34 protein-coding genes are annotated in these 25,806 nt (G+C 60.2%); 22 read left to right on the top strand and 12 right to left on the bottom strand.

The window, feature by feature from the left end:
- Positions 1-3: 3 nt before the first annotated feature.
- From BN32_RS24220 to BN32_RS24210, 5 genes are all read right to left on the bottom strand, one after another.
- The gene (locus BN32_RS24220) at positions 4-372 is read right to left on the bottom strand and encodes an RcpC/CpaB family pilus assembly protein (protein ID WP_019199870.1); all 369 of its coding nucleotides are present in this window, start codon (positions 370-372) and stop codon (positions 4-6) included.
- A gap of 150 nt (positions 373-522) precedes the next feature.
- Positions 523-1,047 (bottom strand): A24 family peptidase, encoded by a 525-nt coding sequence (locus tag BN32_RS24215; protein ID WP_019199871.1) that lies wholly within the window; start codon positions 1,045-1,047, stop codon positions 523-525.
- A gap of 99 nt (positions 1,048-1,146) precedes the next feature.
- On the bottom strand, positions 1,147-1,326 hold the full coding sequence (locus BN32_RS27310) for a hypothetical protein (RefSeq protein ID WP_210164659.1): 180 nt from the start codon (positions 1,324-1,326) through the stop codon (positions 1,147-1,149).
- 52 nt (positions 1,327-1,378) lie between these two features.
- A complete protein-coding gene (locus BN32_RS26555) occupies positions 1,379-1,543 on the bottom strand; it encodes a Flp family type IVb pilin (RefSeq protein WP_019199873.1) in 165 nt (54 codons plus the stop codon).
- A 381-nt stretch (positions 1,544-1,924) separates the two neighbouring features.
- Positions 1,925-2,089, bottom strand: a complete 165-nt coding sequence (locus tag BN32_RS24210) for a Flp family type IVb pilin (protein ID WP_019199874.1) — start codon at positions 2,087-2,089, stop codon at positions 1,925-1,927.
- A 317-nt stretch (positions 2,090-2,406) separates the two neighbouring features.
- Here BN32_RS24210 and cpaB point away from each other — a divergent pair, with 317 nt between their 5' ends.
- The 3 genes from cpaB (at position 2,407) to BN32_RS24195 (ending at position 4,552) form a co-directional block, all read left to right on the top strand.
- Positions 2,407-3,204, top strand: a complete 798-nt coding sequence (cpaB, locus tag BN32_RS24205) for a Flp pilus assembly protein CpaB (RefSeq protein WP_040427572.1) — start codon at positions 2,407-2,409, stop codon at positions 3,202-3,204.
- Between the two features lie 153 nt (positions 3,205-3,357).
- The gene (locus tag BN32_RS24200; RefSeq protein WP_019199876.1) at positions 3,358-3,945 is read left to right on the top strand and encodes a TadE/TadG family type IV pilus assembly protein; all 588 of its coding nucleotides are present in this window, start codon (positions 3,358-3,360) and stop codon (positions 3,943-3,945) included.
- 73 nt (positions 3,946-4,018) lie between these two features.
- Positions 4,019-4,552 carry a TadE/TadG family type IV pilus assembly protein gene (locus BN32_RS24195; protein WP_019199877.1) on the top strand — a complete coding sequence of 178 codons (534 nt, stop codon included), beginning with the start codon at positions 4,019-4,021 and terminating at the stop codon, positions 4,550-4,552.
- A gap of 148 nt (positions 4,553-4,700) precedes the next feature.
- On the opposite strand, the gene BN32_RS24190 is transcribed toward BN32_RS24195, so the two are convergent.
- The 3 genes from BN32_RS24190 to BN32_RS24180 all read right to left on the bottom strand — a co-directional run bounded on the left by BN32_RS24190 (position 4,701) and on the right by BN32_RS24180 (position 6,933).
- Positions 4,701-4,913, bottom strand: coding sequence for a cold-shock protein (locus tag BN32_RS24190; RefSeq protein ID WP_002714433.1), 213 nt, complete (start codon positions 4,911-4,913; stop codon positions 4,701-4,703).
- A gap of 266 nt (positions 4,914-5,179) precedes the next feature.
- Entirely contained in the window at positions 5,180-5,461 is a 282-nt protein-coding gene (infA, locus tag BN32_RS24185; protein ID WP_019199878.1) for a translation initiation factor IF-1, read from the bottom strand.
- Positions 5,462-5,502: 41 nt separating this feature from the next.
- On the bottom strand, positions 5,503-6,933 hold the full coding sequence (locus tag BN32_RS24180) for a DEAD/DEAH box helicase (protein WP_019199879.1): 1,431 nt from the start codon (positions 6,931-6,933) through the stop codon (positions 5,503-5,505).
- A 532-nt stretch (positions 6,934-7,465) separates the two neighbouring features.
- Between BN32_RS24180 and urtA the strand changes: the two genes are divergently transcribed.
- The 17 genes from urtA to BN32_RS24095 all read left to right on the top strand — a co-directional run bounded on the left by urtA (position 7,466) and on the right by BN32_RS24095 (position 21,969).
- Positions 7,466-8,785, top strand: coding sequence for an urea ABC transporter substrate-binding protein (gene urtA / locus BN32_RS24175; RefSeq protein ID WP_019199880.1), 1,320 nt, complete (start codon positions 7,466-7,468; stop codon positions 8,783-8,785).
- A gap of 176 nt (positions 8,786-8,961) precedes the next feature.
- Entirely contained in the window at positions 8,962-10,503 is a 1,542-nt protein-coding gene (urtB, locus tag BN32_RS24170) for an urea ABC transporter permease subunit UrtB (protein ID WP_244438277.1), read from the top strand.
- Positions 10,500-11,678, top strand: coding sequence for an urea ABC transporter permease subunit UrtC (gene urtC, locus BN32_RS24165; RefSeq protein ID WP_019199882.1), 1,179 nt, complete (start codon positions 10,500-10,502; stop codon positions 11,676-11,678). The genes urtB and urtC overlap by 4 nt, the downstream gene beginning before the upstream one ends.
- 5 nt (positions 11,679-11,683) lie before the next feature.
- Entirely contained in the window at positions 11,684-12,445 is a 762-nt protein-coding gene (gene urtD / locus BN32_RS24160) for an urea ABC transporter ATP-binding protein UrtD (protein WP_040427566.1), read from the top strand.
- 62 nt (positions 12,446-12,507) lie between these two features.
- The gene (gene urtE, locus BN32_RS24155) at positions 12,508-13,203 is read left to right on the top strand and encodes an urea ABC transporter ATP-binding subunit UrtE (protein ID WP_019199884.1); all 696 of its coding nucleotides are present in this window, start codon (positions 12,508-12,510) and stop codon (positions 13,201-13,203) included.
- A 35-nt stretch (positions 13,204-13,238) separates the two neighbouring features.
- Positions 13,239-14,075 carry an urease accessory protein UreD gene (locus BN32_RS24150; protein WP_019199885.1) on the top strand — a complete coding sequence of 279 codons (837 nt, stop codon included), beginning with the start codon at positions 13,239-13,241 and terminating at the stop codon, positions 14,073-14,075.
- A gap of 29 nt (positions 14,076-14,104) precedes the next feature.
- Positions 14,105-14,407 carry an urease subunit gamma gene (locus BN32_RS24145; RefSeq protein WP_040427564.1) on the top strand — a complete coding sequence of 101 codons (303 nt, stop codon included), beginning with the start codon at positions 14,105-14,107 and terminating at the stop codon, positions 14,405-14,407.
- Between the two features lie 12 nt (positions 14,408-14,419).
- Complete coding sequence (locus BN32_RS24140; protein ID WP_019199887.1) at positions 14,420-14,827, top strand: DMP19 family protein; 408 nt, start codon at positions 14,420-14,422, stop codon at positions 14,825-14,827.
- Entirely contained in the window at positions 14,824-15,129 is a 306-nt protein-coding gene (locus BN32_RS24135; protein ID WP_019199888.1) for an urease subunit beta, read from the top strand. The genes BN32_RS24140 and BN32_RS24135 overlap by 4 nt, the downstream gene beginning before the upstream one ends.
- Complete coding sequence (locus BN32_RS24130; RefSeq protein ID WP_019199889.1) at positions 15,126-15,479, top strand: GFA family protein; 354 nt, start codon at positions 15,126-15,128, stop codon at positions 15,477-15,479. The genes BN32_RS24135 and BN32_RS24130 overlap by 4 nt, the downstream gene beginning before the upstream one ends.
- Before the next feature lie 25 nt (positions 15,480-15,504).
- Entirely contained in the window at positions 15,505-17,220 is a 1,716-nt protein-coding gene (gene ureC / locus BN32_RS24125) for an urease subunit alpha (RefSeq protein ID WP_019199890.1), read from the top strand.
- 38 nt (positions 17,221-17,258) lie between these two features.
- On the top strand, positions 17,259-17,558 hold the full coding sequence (locus tag BN32_RS24120; RefSeq protein WP_019199891.1) for a putative quinol monooxygenase: 300 nt from the start codon (positions 17,259-17,261) through the stop codon (positions 17,556-17,558).
- Positions 17,555-17,860: a putative quinol monooxygenase gene (locus BN32_RS24115; RefSeq protein WP_019199892.1), complete on the top strand. Its 306-nt coding sequence runs from the start codon at positions 17,555-17,557 to the stop codon at positions 17,858-17,860. Before BN32_RS24120 ends, BN32_RS24115 begins: the two co-directional genes overlap by 4 nt.
- Entirely contained in the window at positions 17,857-18,474 is a 618-nt protein-coding gene (locus tag BN32_RS24110) for an urease accessory protein UreE (RefSeq protein WP_019199893.1), read from the top strand. Before BN32_RS24115 ends, BN32_RS24110 begins: the two co-directional genes overlap by 4 nt.
- On the top strand, positions 18,404-19,186 hold the full coding sequence (locus BN32_RS24105; RefSeq protein ID WP_430641983.1) for an urease accessory protein UreF: 783 nt from the start codon (positions 18,404-18,406) through the stop codon (positions 19,184-19,186). Before BN32_RS24110 ends, BN32_RS24105 begins: the two co-directional genes overlap by 71 nt.
- A gap of 13 nt (positions 19,187-19,199) precedes the next feature.
- Entirely contained in the window at positions 19,200-19,841 is a 642-nt protein-coding gene (ureG, locus tag BN32_RS24100) for an urease accessory protein UreG (protein WP_019199895.1), read from the top strand.
- Positions 19,842-20,316: 475 nt separating this feature from the next.
- A complete protein-coding gene (locus BN32_RS24095) occupies positions 20,317-21,969 on the top strand; it encodes a CHASE domain-containing protein (RefSeq protein ID WP_019199897.1) in 1,653 nt (550 codons plus the stop codon).
- 251 nt (positions 21,970-22,220) lie between these two features.
- Here BN32_RS24095 and BN32_RS24090 read toward each other — a convergent pair whose 3' ends face one another.
- The gene (locus BN32_RS24090) at positions 22,221-22,769 is read right to left on the bottom strand and encodes a sigma-70 family RNA polymerase sigma factor (protein ID WP_019199899.1); all 549 of its coding nucleotides are present in this window, start codon (positions 22,767-22,769) and stop codon (positions 22,221-22,223) included.
- The gene (locus BN32_RS24085; protein ID WP_040427679.1) at positions 22,769-22,996 is read right to left on the bottom strand and encodes a NepR family anti-sigma factor; all 228 of its coding nucleotides are present in this window, start codon (positions 22,994-22,996) and stop codon (positions 22,769-22,771) included. Before BN32_RS24085 ends, BN32_RS24090 begins: the two co-directional genes overlap by 1 nt.
- 247 nt (positions 22,997-23,243) lie before the next feature.
- On the opposite strand from BN32_RS24085, the gene BN32_RS24080 reads away from it, so the two are divergent.
- Both BN32_RS24080 and BN32_RS24075 read left to right on the top strand, forming a co-directional pair.
- The gene (locus BN32_RS24080) at positions 23,244-24,047 is read left to right on the top strand and encodes a response regulator (RefSeq protein WP_019199901.1); all 804 of its coding nucleotides are present in this window, start codon (positions 23,244-23,246) and stop codon (positions 24,045-24,047) included.
- 327 nt (positions 24,048-24,374) lie between these two features.
- A complete protein-coding gene (locus BN32_RS24075) occupies positions 24,375-24,806 on the top strand; it encodes a hypothetical protein (RefSeq protein WP_019199902.1) in 432 nt (143 codons plus the stop codon).
- Between the two features lie 75 nt (positions 24,807-24,881).
- Here the strand turns inward: BN32_RS24075 and BN32_RS24070 are convergent, their stop codons facing one another.
- Together BN32_RS24070 and BN32_RS24065 are read right to left on the bottom strand one after the other, a co-directional pair.
- Entirely contained in the window at positions 24,882-25,313 is a 432-nt protein-coding gene (locus tag BN32_RS24070) for a hypothetical protein (RefSeq protein WP_019199903.1), read from the bottom strand.
- Between the two features lie 79 nt (positions 25,314-25,392).
- Complete coding sequence (locus BN32_RS24065) at positions 25,393-25,764, bottom strand: ElaB/YgaM/YqjD family protein (RefSeq protein ID WP_051488589.1); 372 nt, start codon at positions 25,762-25,764, stop codon at positions 25,393-25,395.
- Positions 25,765-25,806: the final 42 nt, after the last annotated feature.

Here is a 25,806-nt window from a genome sequence, read left to right as displayed (position 1 = left end):
CGATCACTTTCGCGTCGTCATTGTTGTTGAGGCGCCGTAGCGAACTACGTTGCCCCTGTCGCGCTTGCCGGCTTCATCGATGTTGTCGTTGGTGGCGCCGACGAGGCTCCGCAATGCAAGCGACAACTTTCCGGCCTGCCGTGCACGGGCCAGCGCTTCCGCCTGTTCGGGCTGCAATTCGAGCGTCGCGGTCTCGCCCAGCGCAATATCGCTGCGGGCGACGAGAACGTCGGTGGTGTCCATCGTGACGGGGGTTTCAACCTGCTTCGGACTGGAACCGCTTGCAGAATGTGCAGCAGTGCCGCCGGCGCAGACAGCAAGGGTCAGGACGACAATCCGCGCGGTATTCATCTTACGCTTCACTTTCCACATCACGCCGCGACGGTCCCGTCGCTGTGGTCGGATTTGACCAGCTAAACGTCAAAGCATGGTTAATGAGGCGTATCTAAATCGCGTTAATAAGAGGTTGCGGTGATTTGGCGGTCGCAAATCCACGTTGTTGCCGAAGCGCGATCGGGTGAGCTAGTGCCCGATGAAGCGCGTCAGGTCGACGGCCTTTATCCATTCGGTTTCGGGGTAGATCACCAGCGCGCCGAGCGCGAGGGCGATGCCGTAGGGGATGCCGGTGTCCTTGTGGTGAAGCTGCAACAGCCATTTCTGCGAAAGAAGGGGATAGGGCAGCGGCCATTGCCGAAACTGGAGTATCAGGAGCGTCAGGACGCCGCCGAACAATGATGCGTAGATTAGGTAGCCCGCGAGCGGCGGGAAGCCGAACCACAGGCCAGCCGCGGCTGCGACCTTGGCATCGCCACCGCCCATCCAGCCAAAGGCGAAGCAGGCAAAGGCGACGACGAGCACCGTCAAGCCGGCTCCGACATGCATCGCAATCTCGGACAGCGGCATGCCGCTGAAACCTGCAAGAGCAAAGAATCCGCCCACGAGCAGCAGCGAGACGCGGTTGGGGATCGTCATCGTGAAGAGGTCGCTCGCCGCAGCGAAGGCCATCAGTGCCGGGAACAGGAAGATGCGCGCAAGGTCGAGGATCATGGGTTTGCCGGGGTCTGTCGGAATTGAGCCGCGGGAACTCGGTCCGAATAGCGACGCCGCAGGCTAACCGGCAGAAATGAACAATCTTGAAACGGAGCGCTACCAGATGCTGGCTATCCGGAACAGCGCTGCGAGCGAGGCCAGCACCAGCGCCGCGCAGACCAGCCGGGCGGGTTCATCGCCGGACAACGGCGTGAGGATGGATCGGGAATTCGTATGTTTCTCGGCGGGCGACGGCTTCATACGCTTACGGAGCTTTACTGAGATCGGTCCAGGCATAGAAAAGGGCTTCGGTTTCCCGAAGCCCTTTGTTCAAAGAAAGCCCGAGAGCTTACTTGATCGAGCTGTTGACGGCCATGAACTTGGTGTTCAGCGTGGTGCCGAGGGTGTTCACGGCGGTGATGATCGCGAGTGCAATGCCGGCAGCAATCAGGCCGTATTCGATGGCGGTGGCGCCGGATTCGTCCTTGACGAAGCGAGCAACGAGCTTGGTCATCTGTAACTCCATTTGTACACGTGGCTGTAGAACTGTGGCCGTTGCGGGGGCGGAAGCCACCGTGACCATGAGGTGAACCTACGCAGGAGGAATTGCAGCGCAGTTAATTCGATTGCCGAAAGCCTAGGGTATCGGCCTCTTCTTGAGGACGGTAAATGCCGGTTTAATGACACCGCAGAATGTCGGAGTGACCAAACATTGGTGTGCTCGGTCGCGATATTCTGTCGATCGGAAATGACCCCCTTCGTTGACTGCAGGATGGATCAAGCCGCCCGAAAGGCTGTCGGCCCTGGTGGCGGGGCCGCTGATCGGTCCAGATGCAAAAAGGCTTCGGTCTCCCGAAGCCTTTGAAGATTGCAGATTGTCTAATTGAACAGCCGCTTACTTGATCGAGGAATTGACGTCCGTGAACTTGGTGTTGAGCGTAGTGCCGAGGGTGTTCACGGCTGTGATGATCGCCAGCGCAATGCCGGCGGCGATCAAGCCGTATTCGATTGCAGTCGCGCCGGACTCGTTCTTGAGAAAGCGGGCAACAAGCTTTGTCATCTCTGTCTCCGTTTGCACATGTGACTGTGGAACTCTGTCGCGGGGCGGAACCACCGCGACCGGAAGGAACCTAGGGATGAATGTAATTTGAGGTAGTTAATTTGATTGAATAAAATCAGGGGCATTGTCCGTGTCTCGTCGACGGGTAAGTTCCTGCCTAACGAGATACCGCAAATTGTGTGGAACCCGGACCGTACTGTCCGATCGCCGGCTGAAGATCCGGGCCCGTTTGCAGTTCATTCATCAATTAACGTCAGATTTGCCATGTCGCGCCGGTTGTGTTCGGCGCCGAGTGTGTTGCGTATGAGAGTAAATTTATGAATAGGGCGCGAGTTGTCGTATTGGCGATCGCCGTCGTAGCGGGTGGCGCTGCCGCCTACCTGGCCAGTGGTTCGAATTCTGCGCTGCCCCCTGCTGCGCAGGTTGTCCAGATGGAGACCACGGACGTCCTGGTTGCGCGCAGCGATATCGGCCTTGGCCAGCAAATCACGGCGGATGACTTGCAGTGGCAAACCTGGCCAGCGACTACGGCAAGTTCCAGCTTTATCCGCCGCAGCGATCGCGCTGATGCGGCGTCCCAGCTTGCAGGCTCGATCGCGCGTTCGCCGATGCTGACCGGAGAACCGATCCGCGAGACAAAACTGGTCAAGAGCAACGGGTCCGGCTTCATGGCAGCGATCCTGCCGAGCGGAATGCGCGCGGTTTCGACCGAAATCTCACCGGAAACCGGTGCGGGCGGCTTTATCCTTCCGAATGACAGGGTCGATGTCATTCTTTCGCGCCGCATGAAAAACCCCGATGGCGCGGGAGCAGACATTTTCAATTCGGCGGCCATCCTGAGCGATGTACGCGTTCTGGCGATCGATCAAACCGTCGAGGAAAAGGGCGGCCAGAAAGTTGTCGTGGGCAAGACGGCTACGCTCGAGTTGAAACCCCGGCAGACGGAAGCGTTGGCGCAAGCCCGCCAGAGCGGAACATTGTCGCTTGCCCTCCGCAGCCTTGTGGACGCTCGTCCCGGTGCGAAGTCGGCCAAAGATGATGAGGCTGACAAGGTCGTGACCATCTACCGTGGAACCAATCGCGATACGATAAGCTGCTCGCCGAGCTGTAACTGATCGCGATTGCGGAGATGCGGTCTCCAAGCTCGATTCGGTTAACATCCGGTTAATGCCGGCTCGTATGTTGTTCGTATCCGGCGCAAGCATTCGACAATCTCTGTCGTCTATTCTCGGCGGTAGTTACTTCCGCTGTCTCCCGAGGATACCCCCATGCGTCCGTCCGCGACGTCCTTGACCGCGCTCAACAAGGCACTGCGCCAGTTTCGCCGTGACCGGCGAGGATCGGCGGCCGTCGAGTTCGCATTCATCGCTCCGCTTTTCTTCGTCCTACTGTTTGCGATCATGGAAACGGCGCTGGTTTTTTTCGCATCCCAGGTTCTGGAAACGGGTACCCATGATTCCGCGCGATTGATGTACACAAACCAGGCCCTGAACGCTGGCATGACGCAGTCTCAGTTCGAGACGGACGTCTGCAACCGTGTCAAAGTGCTGTTCACCTGCGGCGCGTCGTCTGGAAGCCCAAACCTTACGATTGTTGTGAAGGCTTACGCTCCGGGTGCCGCAATTCCACCGGCTGATCTTGCTGTGCCCATCGCAGGGGGAGTTTTCACCGGCAAGTCCGCATATGCGATGCCGAACCCTGGTGATACCGTTTTGGTTCGCACGTTCTATCAATGGCCGCTGTTCGTCACCGGACTTGGCTACAACATCGCAAATCTTTTTGGATCTGGTGGATCGAACCAGCAACGGTTGTTGGCGGCGTCGGCCGCGTTCCGTGTCGAACCAAATGGCTCATAAAATGATCAGGACATCACGGATCGTGTATCGCAGCCGGCAGTTCGTTGCTCGCTTTGTGCGAGATAAACGGGGTGTGGCAGCGGTGGAATTCGCGTTCATCGTGCCGCTGATGCTGGTGCTTCTGTTCGGGATGATCGATACGTCGAGCGCTGTAGCAGTCGACCGCAAGGTGACAATTGCCGCGCGCACGATATCCGATCTTGTCTCGCAAGCGACGCAGGTGAAGGATGCGGACCTCGAAAATTACTTCGCGCTGGGCGCTGTTGTCATGACGCCTTACACCGTTACGTCGACGACGCTGAAGCAGAAAATTACTGCGGTCAACATCGATGCAACGCAGAAGGCAAAGGTTGCCTGGAGTAAAGTAGCCAGCGTGACCAGCGGCGTTGCCAACGTCGCCGATGATACGGATACTCCCACGGATATGGTTGTCACGTCGCGGATTCCGCCCAATCTTCTTGTCGCGAACACGCAGTTGATCTGGAGCGAGGTCACCTACAACTTCACACCAATCACCGGTTATGTCATGGGTACGGCCGTCATCCCGCTGTCTGAGCAAACTTTCACGCGACCTCGCCAATCCGCCAAGGTCGACTACACCAGTTGATCGCCGGATTGCCTGGTCGGCTCTTCGCTCGACATCTGGCGTCAAAATATAAGCGTGTAACAAAAAAAGGCCGTGCGATCCGCACGGCCTTTTGATTTTTTAAGTCGGTCCTTGAAATTCCTTGCAGCGTGAGCTGCGAAAATTTCAGTTAACCGGCGGCGCGGAGATTGTCGGCCGACGACTTGCCCGAACGGCGATCGGCGACGATTTCGTAGCTGATCTTCTGGCCTTCGCGCAGCGTTCCCAGACCAGCGCGCTCGACGGCGCTGATGTGAACGAATACGTCGTTGCCGCCGTCGTCAGGCTGAATGAAACCGTAACCCTTAGTCGCGTTGAACCACTTCACTGTTCCCATGCTCACGCAGGTAGTCCTTCTCAAGATAGATATAGTCAAAGCCCACGTCTAAATGGGCTGGTGAGATCGAAATTTGGATGAGGTCGTCAGCGTCTAAACCGGCTGTACCGGTGGATAGCTATGTCGTCCGGCCGAAGATCGATCAGCGGATATTAAGTGAAAATGGCCCCTAAAACAATCCTGACGTGCGCGGATTTTTGATACCCGCGCGACGTGCCGAATGTGAGCAGGATCGCGCATGACGTGCGCGATCCCGTGATGTGGGGAGGCTGTTACCTGCGGCGGAATTGGCCGCGCGGCGGGGTCCCGCGGGGAGGACCGCTGCCGGCGCGCTCGTCCTTGTGCCGGAAAATCAGGCGGCCCTTTTCGAGATCGTAGGGTGACATTTCGATGGTCACCCGGTCACCCGCCAATGTCTTGATGCGGTTTTTCTTCATCTTCCCGGCGGTGTAGGCGACGATTTCGTGTCCGGCATCAAGCTGGACGCGATAACGCGCATCGGGAAGAATTTCGGTCACCAGCCCTTCGAACTGGATCAACTCTTCTTTGGCCATAGGGGTCTCCAAGTCCTCTAATTACGTATCCAATAATCCGACTACGAGCGCTGTGGGCGCTGGTTGCGCTTGGGTTGGTTCTGCGCCGGGCGGCTTTCACGGTGCAGGAAAGCGACCCCCTGAATACCCTCACCCTTGGCATTTTGCGATGGCCGAGATTGCTCATGACGGCCAGCTTCGTGCCGGTCGGACTGCGGCATGCCCCCGCCGGGACGGCGGCGGCGGCGCGGACCCTGCGATCCGGGCGCCCCGTCGTTCGAACGCGGGTTATGCCCATGGCCTCCGGAACGAGCCTGACGATGCTGGGCGGGAGCGGCCGCGGCAGGGCGTTGCTGATGTCCCGGCGTGCGGCGATCCTCCTTCGGCAGGGTAACGCGGATCAGCTTTTCGATGTCGCGCAGATAGCCAAGCTCCTCGCCGCCGGCCACCAGCGAAATCGCGGTGCCGTCCGCCCCGGCGCGCGCGGTGCGGCCGATGCGGTGGACGTAGGTTTCCGGAACATTGGTCAGGTCGAAGTTGATGACATGGCTGATGCCGTCGACGTCGATGCCACGGGCGGCGATGTCGGTGGCCACCAGCGTGCGGATGTCGCCGGTGCGGAACGCCGCCAGCACGCGCTCGCGGTGGTTCTGGGACTTGTTGCCGTGAATGGCTTCGGCGGGGATGCCTGCCTTGACCAGACCCTTCACGACCTTGTCGGCGCCATGCTTGGTGCGGGTGAAGACGAGGGCGCGATTGACGGGTTCGGACTTGAGAATCTGCGCCAGAATGGCGGGCTTCGCCGAGTGGTCGACCTGCAGCACTTTCTGGGTGATGCGCTCCACCGTGGAGGCCACCGGCGTCACCGCAACGCGGGCGGGGTTATGCAGCATCTGTTCGGCGAGGTCGGCGATGTCCTTCGGCATGGTGGCCGAGAAGAACAGGGTCTGACGCTTCGCCGGAAGCTTGGCGACGATTTTGCGGATGTCGTTGATGAAACCCATGTCGAGCATGCGGTCGGCTTCGTCGAGCACCAGAAATTCGACCTGTCCGAGTTTCAGGGCATTGCCCTGGACCATGTCGAGCAGACGTCCGGGTGTCGCCACCATGACATCAATGCCCTGCATGACGGAACGGACCTGACGGCCCATCGGGACGCCGCCGATCGCCAGCGCCGAGGTCAGGCGGATGTGCCGGCCGTAGGCATTGAAGCTTTCGAGGATTTGGCCGGACAGTTCGCGGGTTGGGCTCAGCACCAGCACGCGGCAGGTTTTCGGCTGCGGCTTGATGCGGTTTTCCATCAGGCGATGCAGGATCGGAAGCGCGAACGACGCGGTCTTGCCGGTTCCGGTTTGCGCAATGCCGATCACGTCACGGCCGGTGATCGCGATGGGAATGGTTTGAGCCTGGATGGGGGTGGGCGTGACGTAATTTTCTTCTTTAAGAGCACGCGAGATTGGATCGGCAAGGCCGAAATCCTGGAAGGAGGTCAAAAGGGTATCTTTCTATGAGTCATGGCGCGCGCCCGACAAAGGTCGGGTGCGGGCGGGTGTCGGAGACACCCGCGTGTCTGGGGCGTCGGTTTTGGTTAGCTGAAGGGGCAAGCCAGAAACCGTTTGACGGGATCAGTACACGCGGCTCGCAGAGACCCGATGATTCTCAAGGTCGTGCGCACCGTATGGAACAGGAACACGGCGCTTTCAAGGTGAAATCCGTTTGGATGAACCACGGACAGGTCGCGAGGCCACGGCGGGCCGGTGGATTCTGATCTCGCAGACATGCATCAATTTTAGCCAGCCAATATTTTGTGCTCACTTTTTGTGCAAATGCCAAAGAGAGCATCAGCTTGGCTGCTTAACTGCGAGGCAGCGAAAATACACTTTAAGGGTCATTGTAATTTTCTTATTTGATATCAGATAGTTACGTAATTTAGCGCCATGGCATAGTTCTTGCGATTCCCTTAACGCCGGCGGCCGGTGGGCCGTCGCAGAGCGTTTCACGTCTGCGTCAGGGAGATGACATCGCATGACTACGCATTTCAGCAGCGTTGCAGTTGCACCGTTCAGCCGCCGTAAATGGCTGGCCGCAACTGCAGGTCTTTTTTTGGGTCTCGCCACGGTCGGCGGGGCAAAGGCGCAGGAGACCATCAAGGTCGGCGTCCTTCATTCGCTTTCCGGAACAATGGCCATCAGCGAAACCACGCTGAAGGATACGGTGCTTTTCCTTATCGATGAGCAAAACAAGAAGGGCGGCGTTCTCGGCAAGAAGCTCGAGGCCGTCGTTGTCGATCCGGCGTCGAACTGGCCGCTGTTCGCGGAAAAGGCCCGCGAACTGATCACCAAGGACAAGGTCTCCGTGGTGTTCGGCTGCTGGACCTCGGTGTCGCGCAAGTCCGTGCTCCCGGTGTTCAAGGAACTGAACTCGATCCTGTTCTACCCGGTGCAGTACGAGGGTGAAGAGAGCGAGCGCAACGTGTTCTACACGGGTGCGGCGCCGAACCAGCAGGCGATTCCTGCGGTCGACTATCTCGCCAAGGAAGAGAAGGTGCAGCGCTGGGTTCTGGCCGGCACCGACTACGTCTATCCGCGCACCACCAACAAAATACTTGAAGCCTATCTGAAGTCGAAGGGCGTCAAGGCCGAAGATATCATGATCAACTACACGCCGTTTGGTCATAGTGACTGGCAAACGATCGTGGCCGACATCAAGAAGTTCGGTTCGGCTGGCAAGAAGACGGCGGTGGTCTCGACCATCAACGGCGACGCCAACGTTCCGTTCTACAAGGAGCTTGGCAACCAGGGCATCAAGGCGACCGACATTCCGGTCGTTGCGTTCTCGGTCGGCGAAGAAGAACTCGCCGGCATCGACACCAAGCCGCTGCTCGGCCATCTCGCCGCCTGGAACTACTTCCAGTCGATCAAGACGCCCGAGAACGATGCTTTCATCAAGGCCTGGCAGGCCTACACCAAGAATCCGAAGCGCGTGACCAACGATCCTATGGAAGCGCACGTGATCGGCTTCGACATGTGGGTGAAGGCTGTCGAGAAGGCCGGTGCGGTTGACGCCGACAAGGTGATCGATGCTCTTCCCGGCACCAAGGCCAAGAACCTCACAGGCGGCGTATCGGAAATGCTTCCGAACCATCACATCACCAAGCCTGTGTTCATCGGCGAAATCAAAGGCGATGGCCAGTTCGACGTGGTGTGGAAGACGCCTGGCCTCGTTGCAGGCGATGCCTGGTCGAAGGAGCTTGATGGCTCCAAGGACCTGATTGGTGACTGGGTCGGCAAGAAGTGCGGCAACTTTAACACCAAGACCAACAAGTGCGGCGGTCAGGGATCCTGACCTTGTCACGCGGCGTGACGCATCCAGGATGCACCACGCTCTGACCTGAAACGATCGGAAGGCGGCGGCAGTCGCCGCCTTCCTCTTACCTCTGCCGGGGTTGTCACGTGTTTTCCTTATTCCTTTGTCGCTGCCGTGCGGCGGCTATTGCGCTAATATTCACTATCGTCTCGGGCGTGCCAGTGCTGGCTGGTCCCTTTGAAGACGCCGTCACGCAATTCGCCAACGATTCATTTTCCGATACCGAGGCCGCTGTCGGAGCGCTCGCGACAAGCGGCAATCCGCTGGCGTTTCCGATCATCGACGCCCTTCAGGAGGGCCGTCTGTTGGCCGATCCGCAAAGCAAGAAGGTCTTTGTCAAGGACAAGAGTGGCAGGATCACCGACGCCGCGACTGGCGAGGCTGCGACTGCGCCGTCCGGTGCGGTCGCCGTGCGCCTCAACAATCGCCTGCGTCGCACGGTTGAGGCCGCACTCGGCGGACTGACGCTGTTGTCGCCGGACCCCGCCAGGCGCATTCAGGCCGCGCAATCGGTTTTCAAAAGCCACGATACGGCGTTCCTGCCGGTGATCGAAGGCGCCTTGCAGAAGGAGACCAACAGCGGAGCAAGGCGCGCATTTGCCGAAGCCAAAGCTGCGATTGTGCTGTTCGACGCGAAGGCCTCCGAAGCCGACAAACTTGACGCGATCTCGGTGATCCGCGAGCGCGGCGATCAGGAAGCGCTGGCCCTGCTAACCGGCTTGTCGTTCGATCCGTCGTCGGCGCTTGGGCGCACCTCTGCCGCCGCGATCAGTTCGATTCAGAGCAAGCTTGCGATCTGGGCGACTGCGCAGAACGCATGGTACGGCCTGTCTCTCGGCTCGGTGCTGCTGCTGGCCGCGATCGGCCTTGCCATTACCTTCGGTGTGATGGGCGTCATCAACATGGCGCATGGCGAGATGGTGATGATCGGCGCTTACGTCACCTTCGTGGTGCAGGAAGTGATCCGCACAAGTTATCCGGGCCTGTTCGACTACTCGCTGCTGATCGCGGTGCCGCTGGCTTTCCTCGTGGCGGGGATTATCGGCGTCATCATCGAGCGCACCATCATCCGGTTTCTTTACGGCCGACCGTTGGAGACCCTGCTCGCGACATGGGGACTGTCGCTGGTTCTTCAGCAGGCGGTGCGGACCATGTTCGGGCCGACCAATCGCGAAGTCGGCAATCCGTCCTGGATGAGCGGCGCGTTCGAGATCGGCCAGATGACGATCACCTACAATCGGCTCTGGATCGTCGTGTTCACCATCGCGGTGTTCTTCATTCTGCTCGGCATGCTGCGCTTCACCAGCCTCGGGCTTGAGATGCGCGCCGTCACCCAGAACCGCCGCATGGCGGCGTCGATGGGCATCGCGACCTCGCGGGTCGATGCGCTGACCTTCGGTCTCGGCTCCGGCATCGCGGGCATTGCGGGCGTGGCGCTGTCGCAGATCGATAACGTCAGCCCCAATCTCGGCCAAAGCTACATCATCGACTCGTTCATGGTGGTGGTGTTCGGCGGCGTCGGAAATCTCTGGGGCACGCTGGTCGGCGCGCTGACACTCGGCATGGCGAACAAGTTCCTCGAGCCTGTCGCGGGTGCGGTGCTTGGTAAGATCGCCATTCTGGTGCTGATCATCCTGTTTATCCAGAAGCGGCCGCGCGGTCTGTTCGCGCTCAAGGGCCGGTCGGTGGAAGCATGACGCCGTATGTTCTCACCCGCTCGCTCAACAAGAGCGCGACGATCTTCCTGCTGATCGTTGCGGCGGTCGGCGTTCTCGTGCCGTTGTCCAACCTGCTGCTGCCAGCCGCGTCGCCGTTGCAGGTGCCGACCTACCTGATGGCGCTGTTCGGCAAGTATCTCTGCTACGCCATTCTCGCGCTTTCGATCGATCTGATCTGGGGCTATTGCGGTATTCTCTCGCTCGGCCACGGCGCGTTCTTCGCGCTCGGCGGTTACGCCATGGGCATGTATCTGATGCGGCAGATCGGCTCGCGCGGAGTCTATGGCAATCCGGTGCTACCGGACTTCATGGTGTTCCTGAACTACAAGGCGCTGCCGTGGTACTGGTACGGCTTCGACATGTTCTGGTTCGCGGCGCTGATGGTGCTGCTGGTGCCGGGACTCTTGGCCTTCTGCTTTGGCTGGCTCGCATTCCGCTCCCGCGTCACCGGCGTGTACCTCTCCATCATCACGCAGGCGATGACCTATGCGCTGCTGCTGGCTTTTTTCCGCAACGACTTCGGCTTTGGCGGCAACAACGGCCTGACCGACTTCAAGGATATTCTCGGCTTCAATGTGCAGGCGCAGGGGACGCGCGCAGCGCTGTTTGTCCTGTCATGCCTCGCGCTGGCTGTGGCGTTCCTGATCTGCCGCGCCATCGTGACCTCGAAGCTCGGCAAGGTGCTGATCGCGATCCGCGATGCGGAGTCCCGCACGCGGTTCCTTGGCTACCGCGTCGAGAACTACAAGCTGTTTGTGTTTACGCTGTCGGCCTGTATGGCGGGCGTGGCCGGTGCGCTGTATGTCCCGCAGGTCGGCATTATCAATCCCGGTGAATTCGCGCCGGCCAATTCCATCGAGGCGGTGATCTGGGTCGCGGTCGGTGGACGCGGTACGCTGATCGGCGCGGCACTCGGCGCCATCGTCGTCAACTACGCCAAGACCGTGTTCACGTCCGGCGTCCTCGCGCCGTACTGGCTGTTTATGTTGGGCGCACTGTTCATTCTGGTGACGCTGCTGCTGCCCAAGGGCATCGTCGGCACCGTCAAGGATTGGTGGGCTGGCCGGCAGGAGCAGCTTGCGGCGGATGAGGCGAGTGCGGCGGCGGAAGACGGCGTCACCAAGCCCGGCCTCAAACCAGGTCCCGCGGAGTAAGGCACATGAATGTCATGGATACCCGCGCCACTTCGGCCATGCTCTATCTCGACGGTGTGCATGTGTCATTCGACGGCTTCCACGCCATCAACAACCTGTCGCTGACCATCGCGCCGGGCGAGATGCGCGCCATCATCGGCCCTAACGGCGCAGGCAAGACCACAATGATGGACATCATCACCGGCAAGACCAAGCCGGACGAGGGCGATGTGCTGTTCGACGGCATTGTCGATCTGACACGGCTCGATGAAACCCAGATCGCCGAACTCGGCATCGGTCGCAAATTCCAGAAGCCGACGGTGTTCGAGAGCCAGACCGTCGAAGACAACCTGCTGCTGGCGCTGAATGTGGATCATCGCGTGCGCGGTACGCTGTTCTGGCGCGAGACACCGGACGAGAGCGAGCGCATTGAGCAGGTGCTGGAGACGATCCGTCTGAAGGATTCACGCTATCGTCTCGCTGGCGCGCTGTCGCACGGACAGAAGCAATGGCTCGAAATCGGCATGCTGCTGGCGCAGGACCCGAAGCTGCTGCTGGTCGACGAACCGGTGGCTGGCATGACCGATGTCGAGACGCATCAGACCGCTGAACTTCTGAAGGAGATCAACAAGGAGAAGACGGTGGTCGTCGTTGAACACGACATGACGTTCGTGCGCGAACTGGGCGTCCGCGTCACATGCCTGCATGAAGGTTCGGTTCTCGCGGAGGGCACGCTCGATCAGGTGTCGTCCAATGAGCGTGTCATCGAAGTGTATTTGGGACGTTAGCGCATGATCCCGAAAGGTGATCGCCGGTTTTCGGGCGAGATCATGCGCAGAAAGTAAGACAAATGCTGGATGTAAAAAACATCACACTCTATTACGGCGCGGCGCAGGCGCTGCGCGGCGTCTCGCTGGGGGCCGAACCCGGCAAGGTCACCTGCGTGCTGGGGCGTAACGGAGTCGGAAAAACCAGTTTGTTGCGCGCCATGGTCGGGCAGTATCCGATCAAAGACGGTTCGATTACGTTCGACGGAGCCGACATCGGAGGCCTGAAGCCTTATGAGCGTGCGCGCAAGGGCATCTCGCTCGTTCCTCAGGGCCGCGAGATCTTTCCATTGCTGACGGTCGAGGAAAACCTCAAGACCGGCTTTGCACCGCTGAAGCGCGACGACCGGACCATTCCCGACGATGTCTTTTCGCTGTTTCCTGTTCTGCAGACAATGCTCGGGCGCCGTGGCGGCGACCTGTCCGGCGGGCAGCAACAGCAGCTCGCCATTGGCCGTGCCCTGGTGATGCGGCCGAAGCTCCTGCTGCTGGACGAGCCGACCGAGGGAATCCAGCCGTCCATCATCAAGGATATCGGCCGCGCCATTTCCTATCTGCGCAGCTTGGGCACCATGGCCATCGTTCTGGTCGAACAGTATCTCGACTTCGCCTGCGAGCTCGGCGACAATTTTGCGGTCATGGATCGCGGGGCGGTTAAATACACTTGCGACCGCAGCAATCTCGATCCCGCGGAGATCAGCCGCCAGATGGCGCTGTGACGGGATCGAATGGTCTGAACTGAACTGGCAGGCTGATGCAGAGCAGAACCATATCGTCGCCGGCGGAGATTTTCGCGGCCAACCGGGCGGTTGGTGCAGTCAAATTTGATGTGCATGTGAAGGACGGCGCGACGCGGCGGCGTGGACTGCATGAAGCCGGCTCCTTGCGCGTGCGGTTTCCTTCGCCGGAGCAGCAGGGACTTTCCGCCGTCTTCGTCAATACCGCCGGCGGCATCGCAGGCGGCGACCGCTTCGACATCGATATCGCGGCGGACGCAGGCGCGCATCTGACCGTGACCACGGCCGCTGCTGAGAAGGTTTATCGCTCCCATGGGCCCGATGCCTGGGTCAATATTGCGCTGCGCGCTGGCGCCGAAGCGCGGCTTGCCTGGCTGCCGCAGGAAACCATCCTGTTCGATCAGGCCCGCGTGGCGCGGAAGATTGATATCGATCTTGCGCAGGATGCCGCGCTTTTGCTGTGCGAAATCGTTGTGTTCGGGCGCGCGGCGATGGGCGAACGGATGACCCGCGGAAGCTTTGTCGACCGCTGGCGCCTCCGGATCGGCGGCAAGCTCGCCTTTGCCGAAACCATTCGGCTCAATGGCGACATTGCCGCGAAGCTCGCCAGCCGCGCAGTGGCGAACGGTGGCGTCGCCATCGGCACGGCGCTGATTGTGCCGGGTGACGAATCCATCGTTGAGCGCATACGCGAGATGTCCGGTGCATTTGGTGCGGAGGTCGGTGTCTCGGCATGGAACGGATTTGCAATGGCGCGCTTCTGCGCACAAGATGCAGCAAAGCTCCGCGCCGATATGATGAAAGTTCTCGGATGTGTGAGTCTCTCGGGCTTTCCGAGACTCTGGCTCAACTAAGCTCAACTTGCTGATCGGGTACTGAACGCATGAATTTGTCCCCCCGTGAAAAAGATAAGCTCCTCGTTTCGATGGCGGCGATCGTCGCGCGGCGTCGTCTCGAGCGCGGCGTCAAGCTCAATCACCCGGAAGCTATCGCGATCATCTCGGATTTCATCGTTGAAGGCGCGCGCGACGGCCGCACCGTGGCCGAGCTGATGAAGGCCAGCGCGGAAGTCATCACGCGTGAGCAGTGCATGGATGGCATCGCCGAGATGATCCACGACATTCAGGTCGAGGCGACATTTCCCGACGGGACGAAGCTGGTGACAGTGCATGAGCCGATCAGATGAACGGGTGTGGGCATGAAAAAAGCCATCGACGATCCGGTGATGTTCGGTCTTGAAAGCCCCGACGATGTATTGGCGACTGCAGAGCACTTTTACAATGAATGGTACAACGGTGGCTTGTCCCAATTCTTCTCGAACTGGTTTCCCGGTGACGCTCAACTCGTTCCGGAAGCGTTGGTGATTATAGGTGCGCCGGAGGCTGCGAGCGTCGTCAGGTCTGCTATTGCATTGATGGGGCCGTCGAGCGAATGGCAGAACCAGGGACATGCAGCGTTGATCGAATATCAAACTCATCCGCTCGCAGCGCCGCTTTGGGATCTTAGTGGAAAGATCGATAGTGATCGCCTTTGGAAGCTGATCGAAGACTACGAATTGAAATTGAACGAGGCCGAGGATGATCCCGGCAGTGAGGACAAACCATGATCCCCGGTGAACTCTTCATCAAGGACGGCGATATTGAACTCAACAAGGGTCGCAAGACCGTGACCCTGACGGTGGCGAATACCGGCGATCGGCCCATTCAGGTCGGTTCACACTATCATTTCTTTGAAACCAATCCGGCGCTGAAGTTTGAACGGAAGAAAGCACGCGGCATGCGGCTCGACATTGCTGCCGGCACCGCGGTGCGCTTCGAGCCGGGACAGACGCGCGAGGTCAACCTTGTTGCGGTGGCAGGCAAGCGCACGATCTATGGGTTTCGCGGCGACGTGATGGGAAAACTATGATGCAGACGTATGTCGGTGGCTGCCAATGCGGCAAGGTCCGTTATGAGATGTCCGGCGAGATTGGCGATGTCATCGCGTGCAACTGCTCGCGTTGCGGCAAACTGGGAACGCTCCTGACCTTCGTTCCGGCGGAGAACTTCAAGCTGCTGTCGGGTGAAGATGCGACGACCCTGTACAAATTCAACAAGGGCGTCATTCAGCATCGCTTTTGTGCGACGTGCGGGGTCGAGTCCTTCGCAAACGGCAAGGCCCCGAATGGAGCCGAGATGGTCGCGGTCAACGTCCGTTGTCTCGACGACGTCGATATCGATTCCCTGAGCGTGAAGAAATTCGACGGCAAGTCATACTGAAAGATCAGTCACCGAAAGATTAGTCATGGCCACCAGAATTTCCCGTTCTGTCTATGCGGACATGTTCGGTCCGACCACCGGCGACCGCGTGCGCCTTGCCGATACGGATTTGATCATCGAGATCGAAAAGGACTTCACCGTCTACGGCGAGGAGGTGAAGTTCGGCGGCGGCAAGGTGATCCGCGACGGCATGGGCCAGTCACAGGTCACCAATCGGCAGGGCGCGGCGGACACTGTCATTACCAACGCGCTGGTCGTCGACCACTGGGGGATCGTCAAGGCCGACGTGGCGATCAAGGAAGGCTATATCTCCGCCATCGGCAAGGCTGGCAACCCCGACATCCAGCCCGGCGTGACTATCGTGATCGGTCCCGGCACCGACATCATCGCGGGCGAAGGCAAGATCCTCACTGCCGGGGGCTTCGACAGCCACATCCATTTCATCTGCCCGCAGCAGATCGAACACGCACTGATGTCCGGCGTCACCTCGATGCTGGGCGGCGGCACCGGCCCGTCGCATGGCACGTTCGCGACCACATGCACGCCGGGACCGTGGCACATGGCGCGGATGATCCAGTCGTTCGACGCGTTTCCGGTCAATCTCGGCATTTCGGGCAAAGGCAATGCCTCGCGTCCTGCCGCGCTGGTGGAGATGATCAAGGCTGGTGCCTGCGCGCTCAAGCTGCACGAGGATTGGGGCACCACGCCGGCCGCGATCGACAACTGTCTTTCGGTCGCTGACGACTATGACATTCAGGTGATGTTGCACTCCGACACGCTGAACGAGTCCGGCTTCGTCGAAGACACCATCAAGGCCTTCAAGGGCCGCACCATTCACGCTTTCCACACCGAAGGTGCGGGTGGCGGCCATGCGCCGGACATCATCAGGGTCGCAGGCCTGAAAAACGTGCTGCCGTCGTCGACCAATCCGACGCGGCCATTCACGCGCAATACCATCGACGAACATCTCGACATGCTGATGGTTTGTCACCATCTCGATCCGTCGATCGCGGAAGATCTGGCGTTTGCCGAAAGCCGCATCCGCAAGGAAACCATTGCGGCGGAAGACATCCTTCACGATCTCGGCGCGCTGTCGATGTTGTCGTCGGACAGTCAGGCGATGGGCCGTCTCGGCGAGGTCATCATCCGTACATGGCAGACTGCCGACAAGATGAAAAAGCAGCGCGGCTCGCTGCCGGAAGACAAGGGTAAGGACAACGACAACTTCCGTGTGAAGCGTTATATTGCGAAATACACCATCAATCCGGCGATCACGCATGGTGTCTCGAAGCTGATCGGCTCGGTCGAGAAGGGCAAGATGGCCGACCTCGTGCTGTGGTCGCCGGCATTCTTTGGCGTGAAGCCGGATCTCATCGTCAAGGGCGGCTCCATCGTAGCAGCCCCGATGGGCGATCCGAACGCGTCGATCCCAACGCCGCAGCCGGTGCACTACCAGCCAATGTTCGCGGCCTACGGCAAGTCGCTGACCGCGTCGTCGGTGGTGTTCACGTCCAAGGCAGCTATTACGGGCGGGCTCGCTAAAAAGCTGGGCATCGACAAGAAGCTGTACGCTGTTTCAAACACCCGCGACCGAATCTCGAAGAAAAGCATGATTCACAACGGCGCAACGCCAAACATCGAGGTCGATCCCGAAACCTACGAGGTGCGCGCCGATGGCGAATTGCTGACCTGCGCACCCGCGGAGGTGCTGCCCATGGCGCAGCGGTATTTCATGTACTAGGGTCCACCCGACATCAAGAAAAACGCTGGGAGGATGCCTTGATTTACGTTGTTGCGACTTTGACCATCAAGCCTGAGACGCGTGCGGACATGATTGCCGCGGCGAAAGCCTGCATCGCCGAGACCCGCAAGGAAACTGGAAACATCGCTTACGATCTGCATGAGAGCGTGACCGACCCCACCAAGCTGGTGTTCGTCGAGCAGTGGGAAAACGCCGAAGCGCTCGTGCCGCACCGCAAGGCCGAGCACATGAAGACGTTCGGGCGTGTCGTTGTGAATTGCCTCGCCGCGCCGCCGAAGATCGAGGTTATCACGCCGGCGAATGTGGAGGTCCGATGATCTACGTCGTCGCCACCACCAAGGTGAAGCCTGAACACCGTGCCGCCTATGTCGCCGGTGCAAAGGACTGCATCGCCGAGACGCGCAAGGAGCCGGGCTGTATTGCCTATGATCTTCACGGCAGCGTGTCCGACCCCGATACGTTTGTGTTTGTCGAACGGTGGGAAAGTCATGATCACCTCGCGGCGCATCGTCTCACGCCGCACCTGAAAGCGTGGCGCACGCTCTCGGGATCGTTCAAGGCATCGCCGACCAATATCGAAGTCATTATTGGCGGCGAAGTGCAGAAGCTCACGTCATGATCCGCGCGACGCAGGTGTTCCCGCAGGTTCGCTGGACCGAGGCCGCCGCCGATACGGTGGTCCTCGGCTTCGACGACCGGCACCGGCGGCGGATGGCGATGACCGGCACGCACGGGCTGGAATTCCTGCTCGACTTGCAGGAGGCCGTCGCGCTCCGCGGCGGCGATGCGCTGGTGTTGGAAGACGGGCGGCTGATCGAGGTGGTCGCTGCGCCCGAACCGCTGGTGGAAATTCGCGGCACCGATCCGCACCATCTCGTGCGGATCGCCTGGCACCTCGGCAACCGGCATCTGCCGACGCAGATCGTCGGCAAGGGTCTTCGCATCCGCCGCGATCATGTGATCGAAGACATGGTGCGCGGCCTCGGCGCACGCGTGATCGTCATCGAAGCCCCGTTCGATCCCGAGGGCGGCGCCTACGCTGGCGGCGGCCATGCCGCGCATGATCACGACGATCATGGCAGTCACAAGCACGGCGACCACGATCATGGCAAACATGATCATGGTCACACCGAGCACGGTCACGATCACAAGCATCACGATCATGCGCATGATCACGGCAAGCACGACCACGATCATCATCACGGTCATTCCCATGCTCTTGAGCACAAATGATCACGGTCAGGGCGGCCTTGCGTCCGAGGCAGAAGAATCGGCTGCGCTGTTTCGGCTGATGACGTGGCTGTCGCCGTCGTTTCCGGTCGGCTCGTTCTCCTATTCCAGCGGCATCGAGTGGGCCGTCGAGGCCGGTGACATCGCCGACATGACGACGTTACAGCAATGGCTAGCGGCCATGTTGTTGGAGGGCGCGGGCTTCTGCGACGGCATATTGCTTTGCCACGCCTACCGGGCTGCGTCCGCGATGGACGGGCCGATGCTGAACGATGTCGCCGAACTCGCGGCGGCGTTCGTGCCGTCGCGCGAGCGGCATCTCGAAACCACCGCGCAGGGCCGTGCCTTTGTCGAAATCGCCCGCTCAGCCTGGAATTGCGAGGCGCTCGACCTCCTAGCATCGCATGTCGCCGGGCCGGTTGCCTATCCCGTCGCCGTCGGCGTGCTCGCGGCGGGGCATCGCATTCCACCTGCCCTGACGCTCCATGCCTTTCTGCACGCGACGACATCGAACTGGATTTCGGCCAGCGTGCGGCTCATTCCGCTGGGACAGACCGACAGCCAGCGCGTGCTGGCCGCCCTTGAGTCCGTGATCGCGGCGACGGCCGAAAAATCGTTCGATGCATCGCTGGATGATCTGGCGAGCGCGACGTTTCGCGCCGATATCGCCAGCATGCGTCATGAAGCGCAGTACACCCGGCTGTTTCGGTCTTGAGAGAGGTTCTGCCATGAGCACCAGCATGAACGGCCCGCTTCGCGTCGGCATCGGCGGTCCGGTCGGGTCCGGCAAGACGGCCCTGATGGATCTGCTCTGCAAGTCGATGCGCGAACGCTACGAGATCGCGGCCATCACCAACGACATCTACACAAAATGGGATGCGGAGTTTCTGGTCCGTTCGGGTTCGCTGACGCCGGATCGCATTGCGGGTGTGGAGACGGGCGGTTGCCCGCACACGGCGATCCGCGAGGATGCCTCGATGAATCTCGCGGCGGTGGCCGACATGCGGGTCAAGTTTCCCGATCTCGATCTGGTGCTGATCGAATCCGGCGGTGACAATCTGGCGGCGACCTTCTCGCCGGAACTGGCGGATCTGACAATCTACGTGATCGACGTCGCAGCCGGCGACAAGATCCCCTCCAAGGGCGGGCCCGGCATTACGCGGTCAGATCTGCTGGTGATCAACAAGATCGATCTGGCGCCGTATGTGGGGGCATCGCTCGAAAAAATGGACACCGATGCGAAGCGGATGCGCGGCGAGCGGCCATTCGTCATGACCAACCTGAAGAAGAGTGAGGGGCTCGATCGGATTATCCGCTTCATTGAGGCGAAGGGTGGCCTTCAGGCATCGGTTCCGGAGAGGGTTAACTAAAGGAACACCCGGCGTTCCTGCACAGCCGCTACGTCATGCTGCATTGATATTGTCAGGAACGCTCGTGGGGGCAGGGGTGTTAGCCCTGCATGAAACGGTCACTCGTCATAGCCCCCGGCAGAGACTATAGCGGCGTCTTTCTTGGCGCGATTCTGATTGGGATCGTCGTGGTGGTCCTCGGTCTGGTCATGGTGGCCTAGCCGGCCTGTCGACGCGGCGATACGCGGGGAGGTGGCGCCGGATTTACCATGACGGCCGACAGGTATATTTTCCGGTCGCTGGAACCATCTGGCAGCACTTACATTAATCCATTCGCGACACATTCTCGGGCCGTGCCGGCGGGTTGACCGGCGATCCGGCAGCAGCAGAGTATTCATGACGACCAGTTCGGTATCCGCGTACGACAACCATTTCCGCCGGGCCAGCCTCACTGGCCCGAGTTCATTTTCATCCCCTATCGCTTTCGAGTAAGTGCGTGCTCCGGCTGGGTCTCATCATCGGGCTGATGGCGATCATCGGAGTGCTGGTCTCCGGTCTTGCGGCCATGAAGGTCTACGATCAGGAACTATCGATCGCCCGGATCGATCTGGCGCGCTCGGTCGACACTCATGCCAGTCTGGTTCAGGAGCGGCTGAGCGAGCGTGAACTGCTGGCCCGGGTCGCGGTCGGGTTGTTTCGCTCGCCCTCGGTCAACATGGCCAATGCACTGCAGCCGTTGCGGTCGTCGATCTATGCCTTCAAGACCGATTTTCTCGTCGCAAGCTGGGTGGCTCGCGTTCCGCGCGCCGATTTCGGTCGTGCGCAGAACGAGCTGAAGGTTGCCGGTTTCCCCAATCCGGTGCTCCGGAACGTCGATGATACGCCGTTGAATCCGGCTGCGGTGCCTGATCCGGTGACGGCCATAATGGATGTCGAGCCGCAGAACGATGAAACCAGGGCGTTCGTCGGCCGCGTGCTGAACAATCACCCGGTAATCATGCCCATGCTCAATCGTGCGGTGGAGGAGGGCAGGCCGGTGTCGTCCGACCCCTTCGTGCTGCTGCGTGTCGGCGGCCCCATGGGCATCGTGCTGGCGTCGCCGGTGCGGACGGACACCGGCGCCAGCGTGGCGGGCTTTCTGACGATTTCCTACCGGTTGGCGCCCTTGATGCTCACCAATGACGATCTGTCACTGTTCTCGGTGGCGCTGCGCGATCCGCGCAACGCATCGGATAACCTGACCTCCGATGCCGAAGGCAACGTGACATCCGTTCCGCTGCTGCTGGACGCTGACAATCCGCCGCTGTTGCGCGTCGTTTCATTCGGCGCACGGGACTGGACGCTGATTTATTACGCCAAGACCAACCCCGCAGCACGGGCGCAGGAGATCGCCGGCATCGTGACGCTGATCGGTGTGGCGCTGACCCTCATTCTCTGCGGCCTGTTCGGATATGTGTCCTACAACAACATTCGCCTCAGCCGCGAAATCCAGACCCGTATCGATTTCGAGCGCCGGCTGACCGCCGTCATCGACGAACTCAATCATCGCGTGAAGAATATTCTGGCCGTCATCCAGTCGATCGTGACGCGGACGATGCGTCATGGCGCGGATATCGACATCGCTCGCGACCTCCTGATCGGCCGTATTCATGCCATGTCGCATGTCGTGTCGCTGCTCAGCGAAAGCCAGTGGCAGGGCGTCAAGCTCAAGGGCCTGTTCGAACCGCGGGCGATTCCCCACGCGGACCGGATCGCGCTGAGCGGGCCTGACGTCACTGTCAGCGCGCGCGCGGCGCAGAGCCTGTCGCTGCTGTTTTTCGAGCTGGCGTCTCACGCCGATGAGGGCCTGTCGCTGGTCGGCAAGCACCCGCATATCGTCGCGGAATGGAGCGTGAGCGAACAGCCGGACGCCGTTTTTCATTTCCGCTGGGAAGAATTCAACACCAGTGCGGCGACCCGCCGGGCCGACAGCGAATTCGGAATCGTGTTGCTGGATCGCGTTGCTCCCGAAGCGCTGGGCGGCACGTCGAAGCGATATTTCACCGACGTTAGCTACGTCTACGAACTGACGGCTCCGATGGCGACGGTGGTGGACGAGACCGAAATGGATCGCACCGAACGAATCGGTGCGCCGGTCAAGAAGCGCTGATCCGGGCAGATCGAGGAACAAACTTTCCGGCGATGAATTGAGCAGCAGATGCTGTCACGCAAGGGAAAGTCATCATAATGGGACGCTATCTGTTGGTGTGGCTGCTCGGGATTCCCATTCCCGTCTTGGTTTTGATCTGGGCCTTCGGCGGCCTGAATTGATCAACAGAAGAACGCGACCACTTGCGAGTGGCCGCGTTTCTTCGTGCGCCTGGAAGTCCTGAGATTCGTTCGTGTTTCAGAGATGGCGGCCTAGCCGCCACCTCCGCCGATCACGGCGCGGATTGTGTTATCCGGTCCGAAGTCTTCGGCACCGTCGACATAGAGCAAGGCGCTCAATTTCGACCGTGCGCGATTGACGCGGCTCTTGATGGTGCCGACCGCGCATCCGCAGATCGCCGCGGCATCTTCATACGAGAAGCCCGAGGCACCCACGAGGATGAGCGCTTCGCGCTGATCCTGCGGCAGCTTGTCGAGCGCGGTTCGAAACTCTTCGAACTCGAGATGAGCGCTCTGGGCAGGCTGCGACTTGAGCGTCTTGGCGTAGCTGCCATCGGCGTCTTCAACCTCCCGCCGCCGCTTGCGATAGTCCGAGCGGAAGAGATTGCGCAGGATCGTGAACAGCCACGCCGGCAGATTGGATCCCGGCTGGAAGGAATCGATGTGCGCAAGCGCGCGCAACAGCGTTTCCTGCACGAGATCGTCCGCGCGGTCGGCATTGCCGCTAAGGGAGATAGCGAACGCGCGCAGGCTTGGCACGGTCGCGAGAATGTCGTCGCGAAGTGAGTCGGTGAGAGGCATTAGTCCCTCCCGTCTTTTGGCGGGTCTCCAGCGATCTGGGCTGCCGCTTCCTGGGAATCAAGCTGGCGGATCAGATCGGCAAAACGGTCCGGCACGCCCTGACGCACGACATCGTCGTACATCGCGCGCAACTGGTGCCCGATACGGGATTGAATTTCGGCATTGAGGCCACCTTGCTTGCCGGCGCCGGTGGATGCCCTGTTTTGTGGAGGCTTTGAATCTTTCATTGGCCCGATCCGTTTTTTCCCCATGGAGCTAATTAGCTGGAAACACTGGAATTTTAGTTCTTTCCGAAGCCTTTCAGCCCATTGATCACGTCGTAAACGGGGCCGGCGGCTTAAAGTTCCAGCCGGAAGGAACTTTTCCCCTGTTAAGACGTAGATAATCCGAAGCGGGGAACCGGCGGTCGCCGGGTCGCGTTACCGGTCCAAAGGAAATCCGGTCCATAGCAAATGATGATTGATTGGAGGGGGTATGTCTCGTTCTCAGCTCGTCGCTGAACATCTGCCACTGTTGCGGCGCTATGCCCGCGCGCTCACCGGAAGTCAGGCATCGGGCGATGCCTATGTGGCGGCCATGCTTGAAGCCTTGCTTCAAGATCCCTCGCTGCTTGAGGAAAAGCACGGGCCGCGCGTGGGGTTGTTCAGGCTTTTCACTCAAATCTGGAATTCGGTGTCTCTCAATGAGACGACCGATAAGGGGGCTGCACCGGTTGCGTCCGAGCAACGGCTGTCGAGCCTGACCGCACTGGCGCGTCAGGCGTTCCTGCTGCTGTCGCTTGAAGGCTTCTCGGAGGACGAGGTCGCTCACATCCTGGATACGGATGTGACACATGTTCGTGAATTGGCGGACACCGCCGGACGCGAACTGGCCGCCGAGATCGCGACCGATGTTCTCATCATCGAGGACGAGACCTTCATCGCGATGGATCTTGAAAGTCTGGTCAAAAACCTCGGTCACAATGTGATCGGCGTGGCGCGGACCCACACCGATGCGATAGCCTTGGCGAAGTCGAAAAGGCCGGGTCTGATCCTGGCGGACATCCAGCTTGCGGATGGCAGTTCGGGTCTTGATGCCGTGAACGAACTGCTCAAGTCGTTCGAGGTGCCGGTGGTGTTCATCACCGCCTACCCCGAGCGGTTCCTGACCGGCGAGCGTCCTGAACCCGCCTTCCTGATATCGAAGCCTTTCCAGCCGGCCATGGTGTCGGCGGTGGCAAGCCAGGCGCTGTTCTTCCAGCGCAATTCCAAGAGCCGGCCAAGGGCCGCGGCGTCCTGAGCGGGCGCCGTCACGTGGGATGCAACAACAAAGCCGGAGTGCGAGGATCGCGCTCCGGCTTTTTCATGCGTCGTGTACAAGGACAAGGCGAAGACAAAGAGAAGGGGTGCAGCCGGCATCACCACGGCTACACCCCCATAAGCCGGTCGATTAGGGGCAGGGGGATTTGACCGGCTTTGGATACGACGCACACATCACGACAATGTTCCCAGCCGAATCGAATTTTTCTTCAGCCTTCGCTACCTCCCGCCCGGAACGAAAGCCGAGCGAGTCACGTTGTTTTGCCGAGCCGCAATTATGCGGCATGGCAACGTGTAGAGGCGGCAGATGTCCTACCTGGCTTCTGGAACTCTCGGAGTGGTGGCAGGGGTGCTGGCACTGGGTGCCGTGCATCTGGAAGTATCGGCAGGAAACGACCTGCTCGGTCCGGCTCGTGGTGACGCGACGATGACAAGTCCGGCGCGCGTTGAACCCATCGCAGTCAACGTCGATCGTTCGGCGAAGGGTGATCGCGAACTGTCGGTGTCGCCTTCCGGCGGCGTCACGATTTCATTCAAGGTGCCGGGATCCTCGGATTCCTCGGTCATGGTCCGGCTGCCGTCGGGCGATGCCGCAGACGCACAGCGTAAGGCACCGGCATTGACCACCGGCACCGGCAAGGGTTCGTCCGCAGGCGCACGTCCAGTGGCTTGCGAGCCCGTGGTGAGCGTTCTGACGGCTGTAGCAAAGCAGCTGGCGCCGGGCCGCTGCGTGACCTGATCCTTCTCGACCATCAAAGAAAGAGAGCGCCAGTTGGCGCTCCCTTTTGACGGCATTCAGGTCGGCGACAAGCCGTTATTCTCCGGGCTCCTCTTCGGTCTGGCGGCGGCTTGCCATCAAGCCCAGCGCAATGCCACCGATGGCGACCAGGGGAATGATGCGTTTTAGCCCGATCGTCCGGACGATCTGCAGCCCTGCGGCCAGCACCATCGGATCGCTCAGGGCGGTCTGCATGGTGGATTTGGCCGCCTCAACCGGCCTCTTGCGGATTTGCCGCTTTCGCACGGCATAGGAGATCGCCGCCAGCATCGTCGCCACGAAGAACACGCCGGCACCAGCGAGGCAGGCCTGCAGAAGTCCGTATTTCTGCAACACGAAAACGAAGGCTGCGGCGCACACGAACGAGGTCGTGATGAACAGCAATACCGCGACGGCGATCGCCAGAGATGTCAGCCGCAACGCGCTCCCGGTGCTTTCGCGAAAGTCATCCATGAACTTCTGAAGCATCGAAAATCCGATCAGTATCCGTCAACAAAATGGCGCGAAAGCCCCACCGGCATTGCCGGCGGGACGCTGAAAATTCATGTCACCTGCGCCAGGTCACGCCAATCAGAAAGCCGAGCCCGACGGCGAGGCCGACAGCGGCGAGGGGACGCTGTGTGATGGCGTCTTCGAGCGATTCCTCCAGCGTCCCGGCATAGTCCTGCGCGGCGTCCAGCGCCTCGCTGCCGCGCTTGCCGGCGTCGGACATCATGGAGTCCACATTGGCGCGGGCCTGCTTGTAGGTTCGCCGGGCCTGTTTACGCGCGTCACCCTTGAAGGCCTCAATGACATCCGAAATCTGGTCTGCGAGTGCTGAGATATCGTTTTTCACGGCGTCTACATCCTTCTGAAGGCGTTCATATGTGACTTTATCCGTCATGGTTCTCATCGCGTCTTCACCATCGGTGCTAGACATCTAAAAACTCCCGAGTGCCGCATTGCTCCGTGCGAAAACGCA

The sequence above is a fragment of the Afipia birgiae 34632 genome (assembly GCF_000308295.2).
GTDB classification, from domain to species: domain Bacteria; phylum Pseudomonadota; class Alphaproteobacteria; order Rhizobiales; family Xanthobacteraceae; genus Afipia; species Afipia birgiae.
Note: the sequence above shows the minus strand (reverse complement) of the source record. Positions and strands in the feature narration are given on the sequence as shown.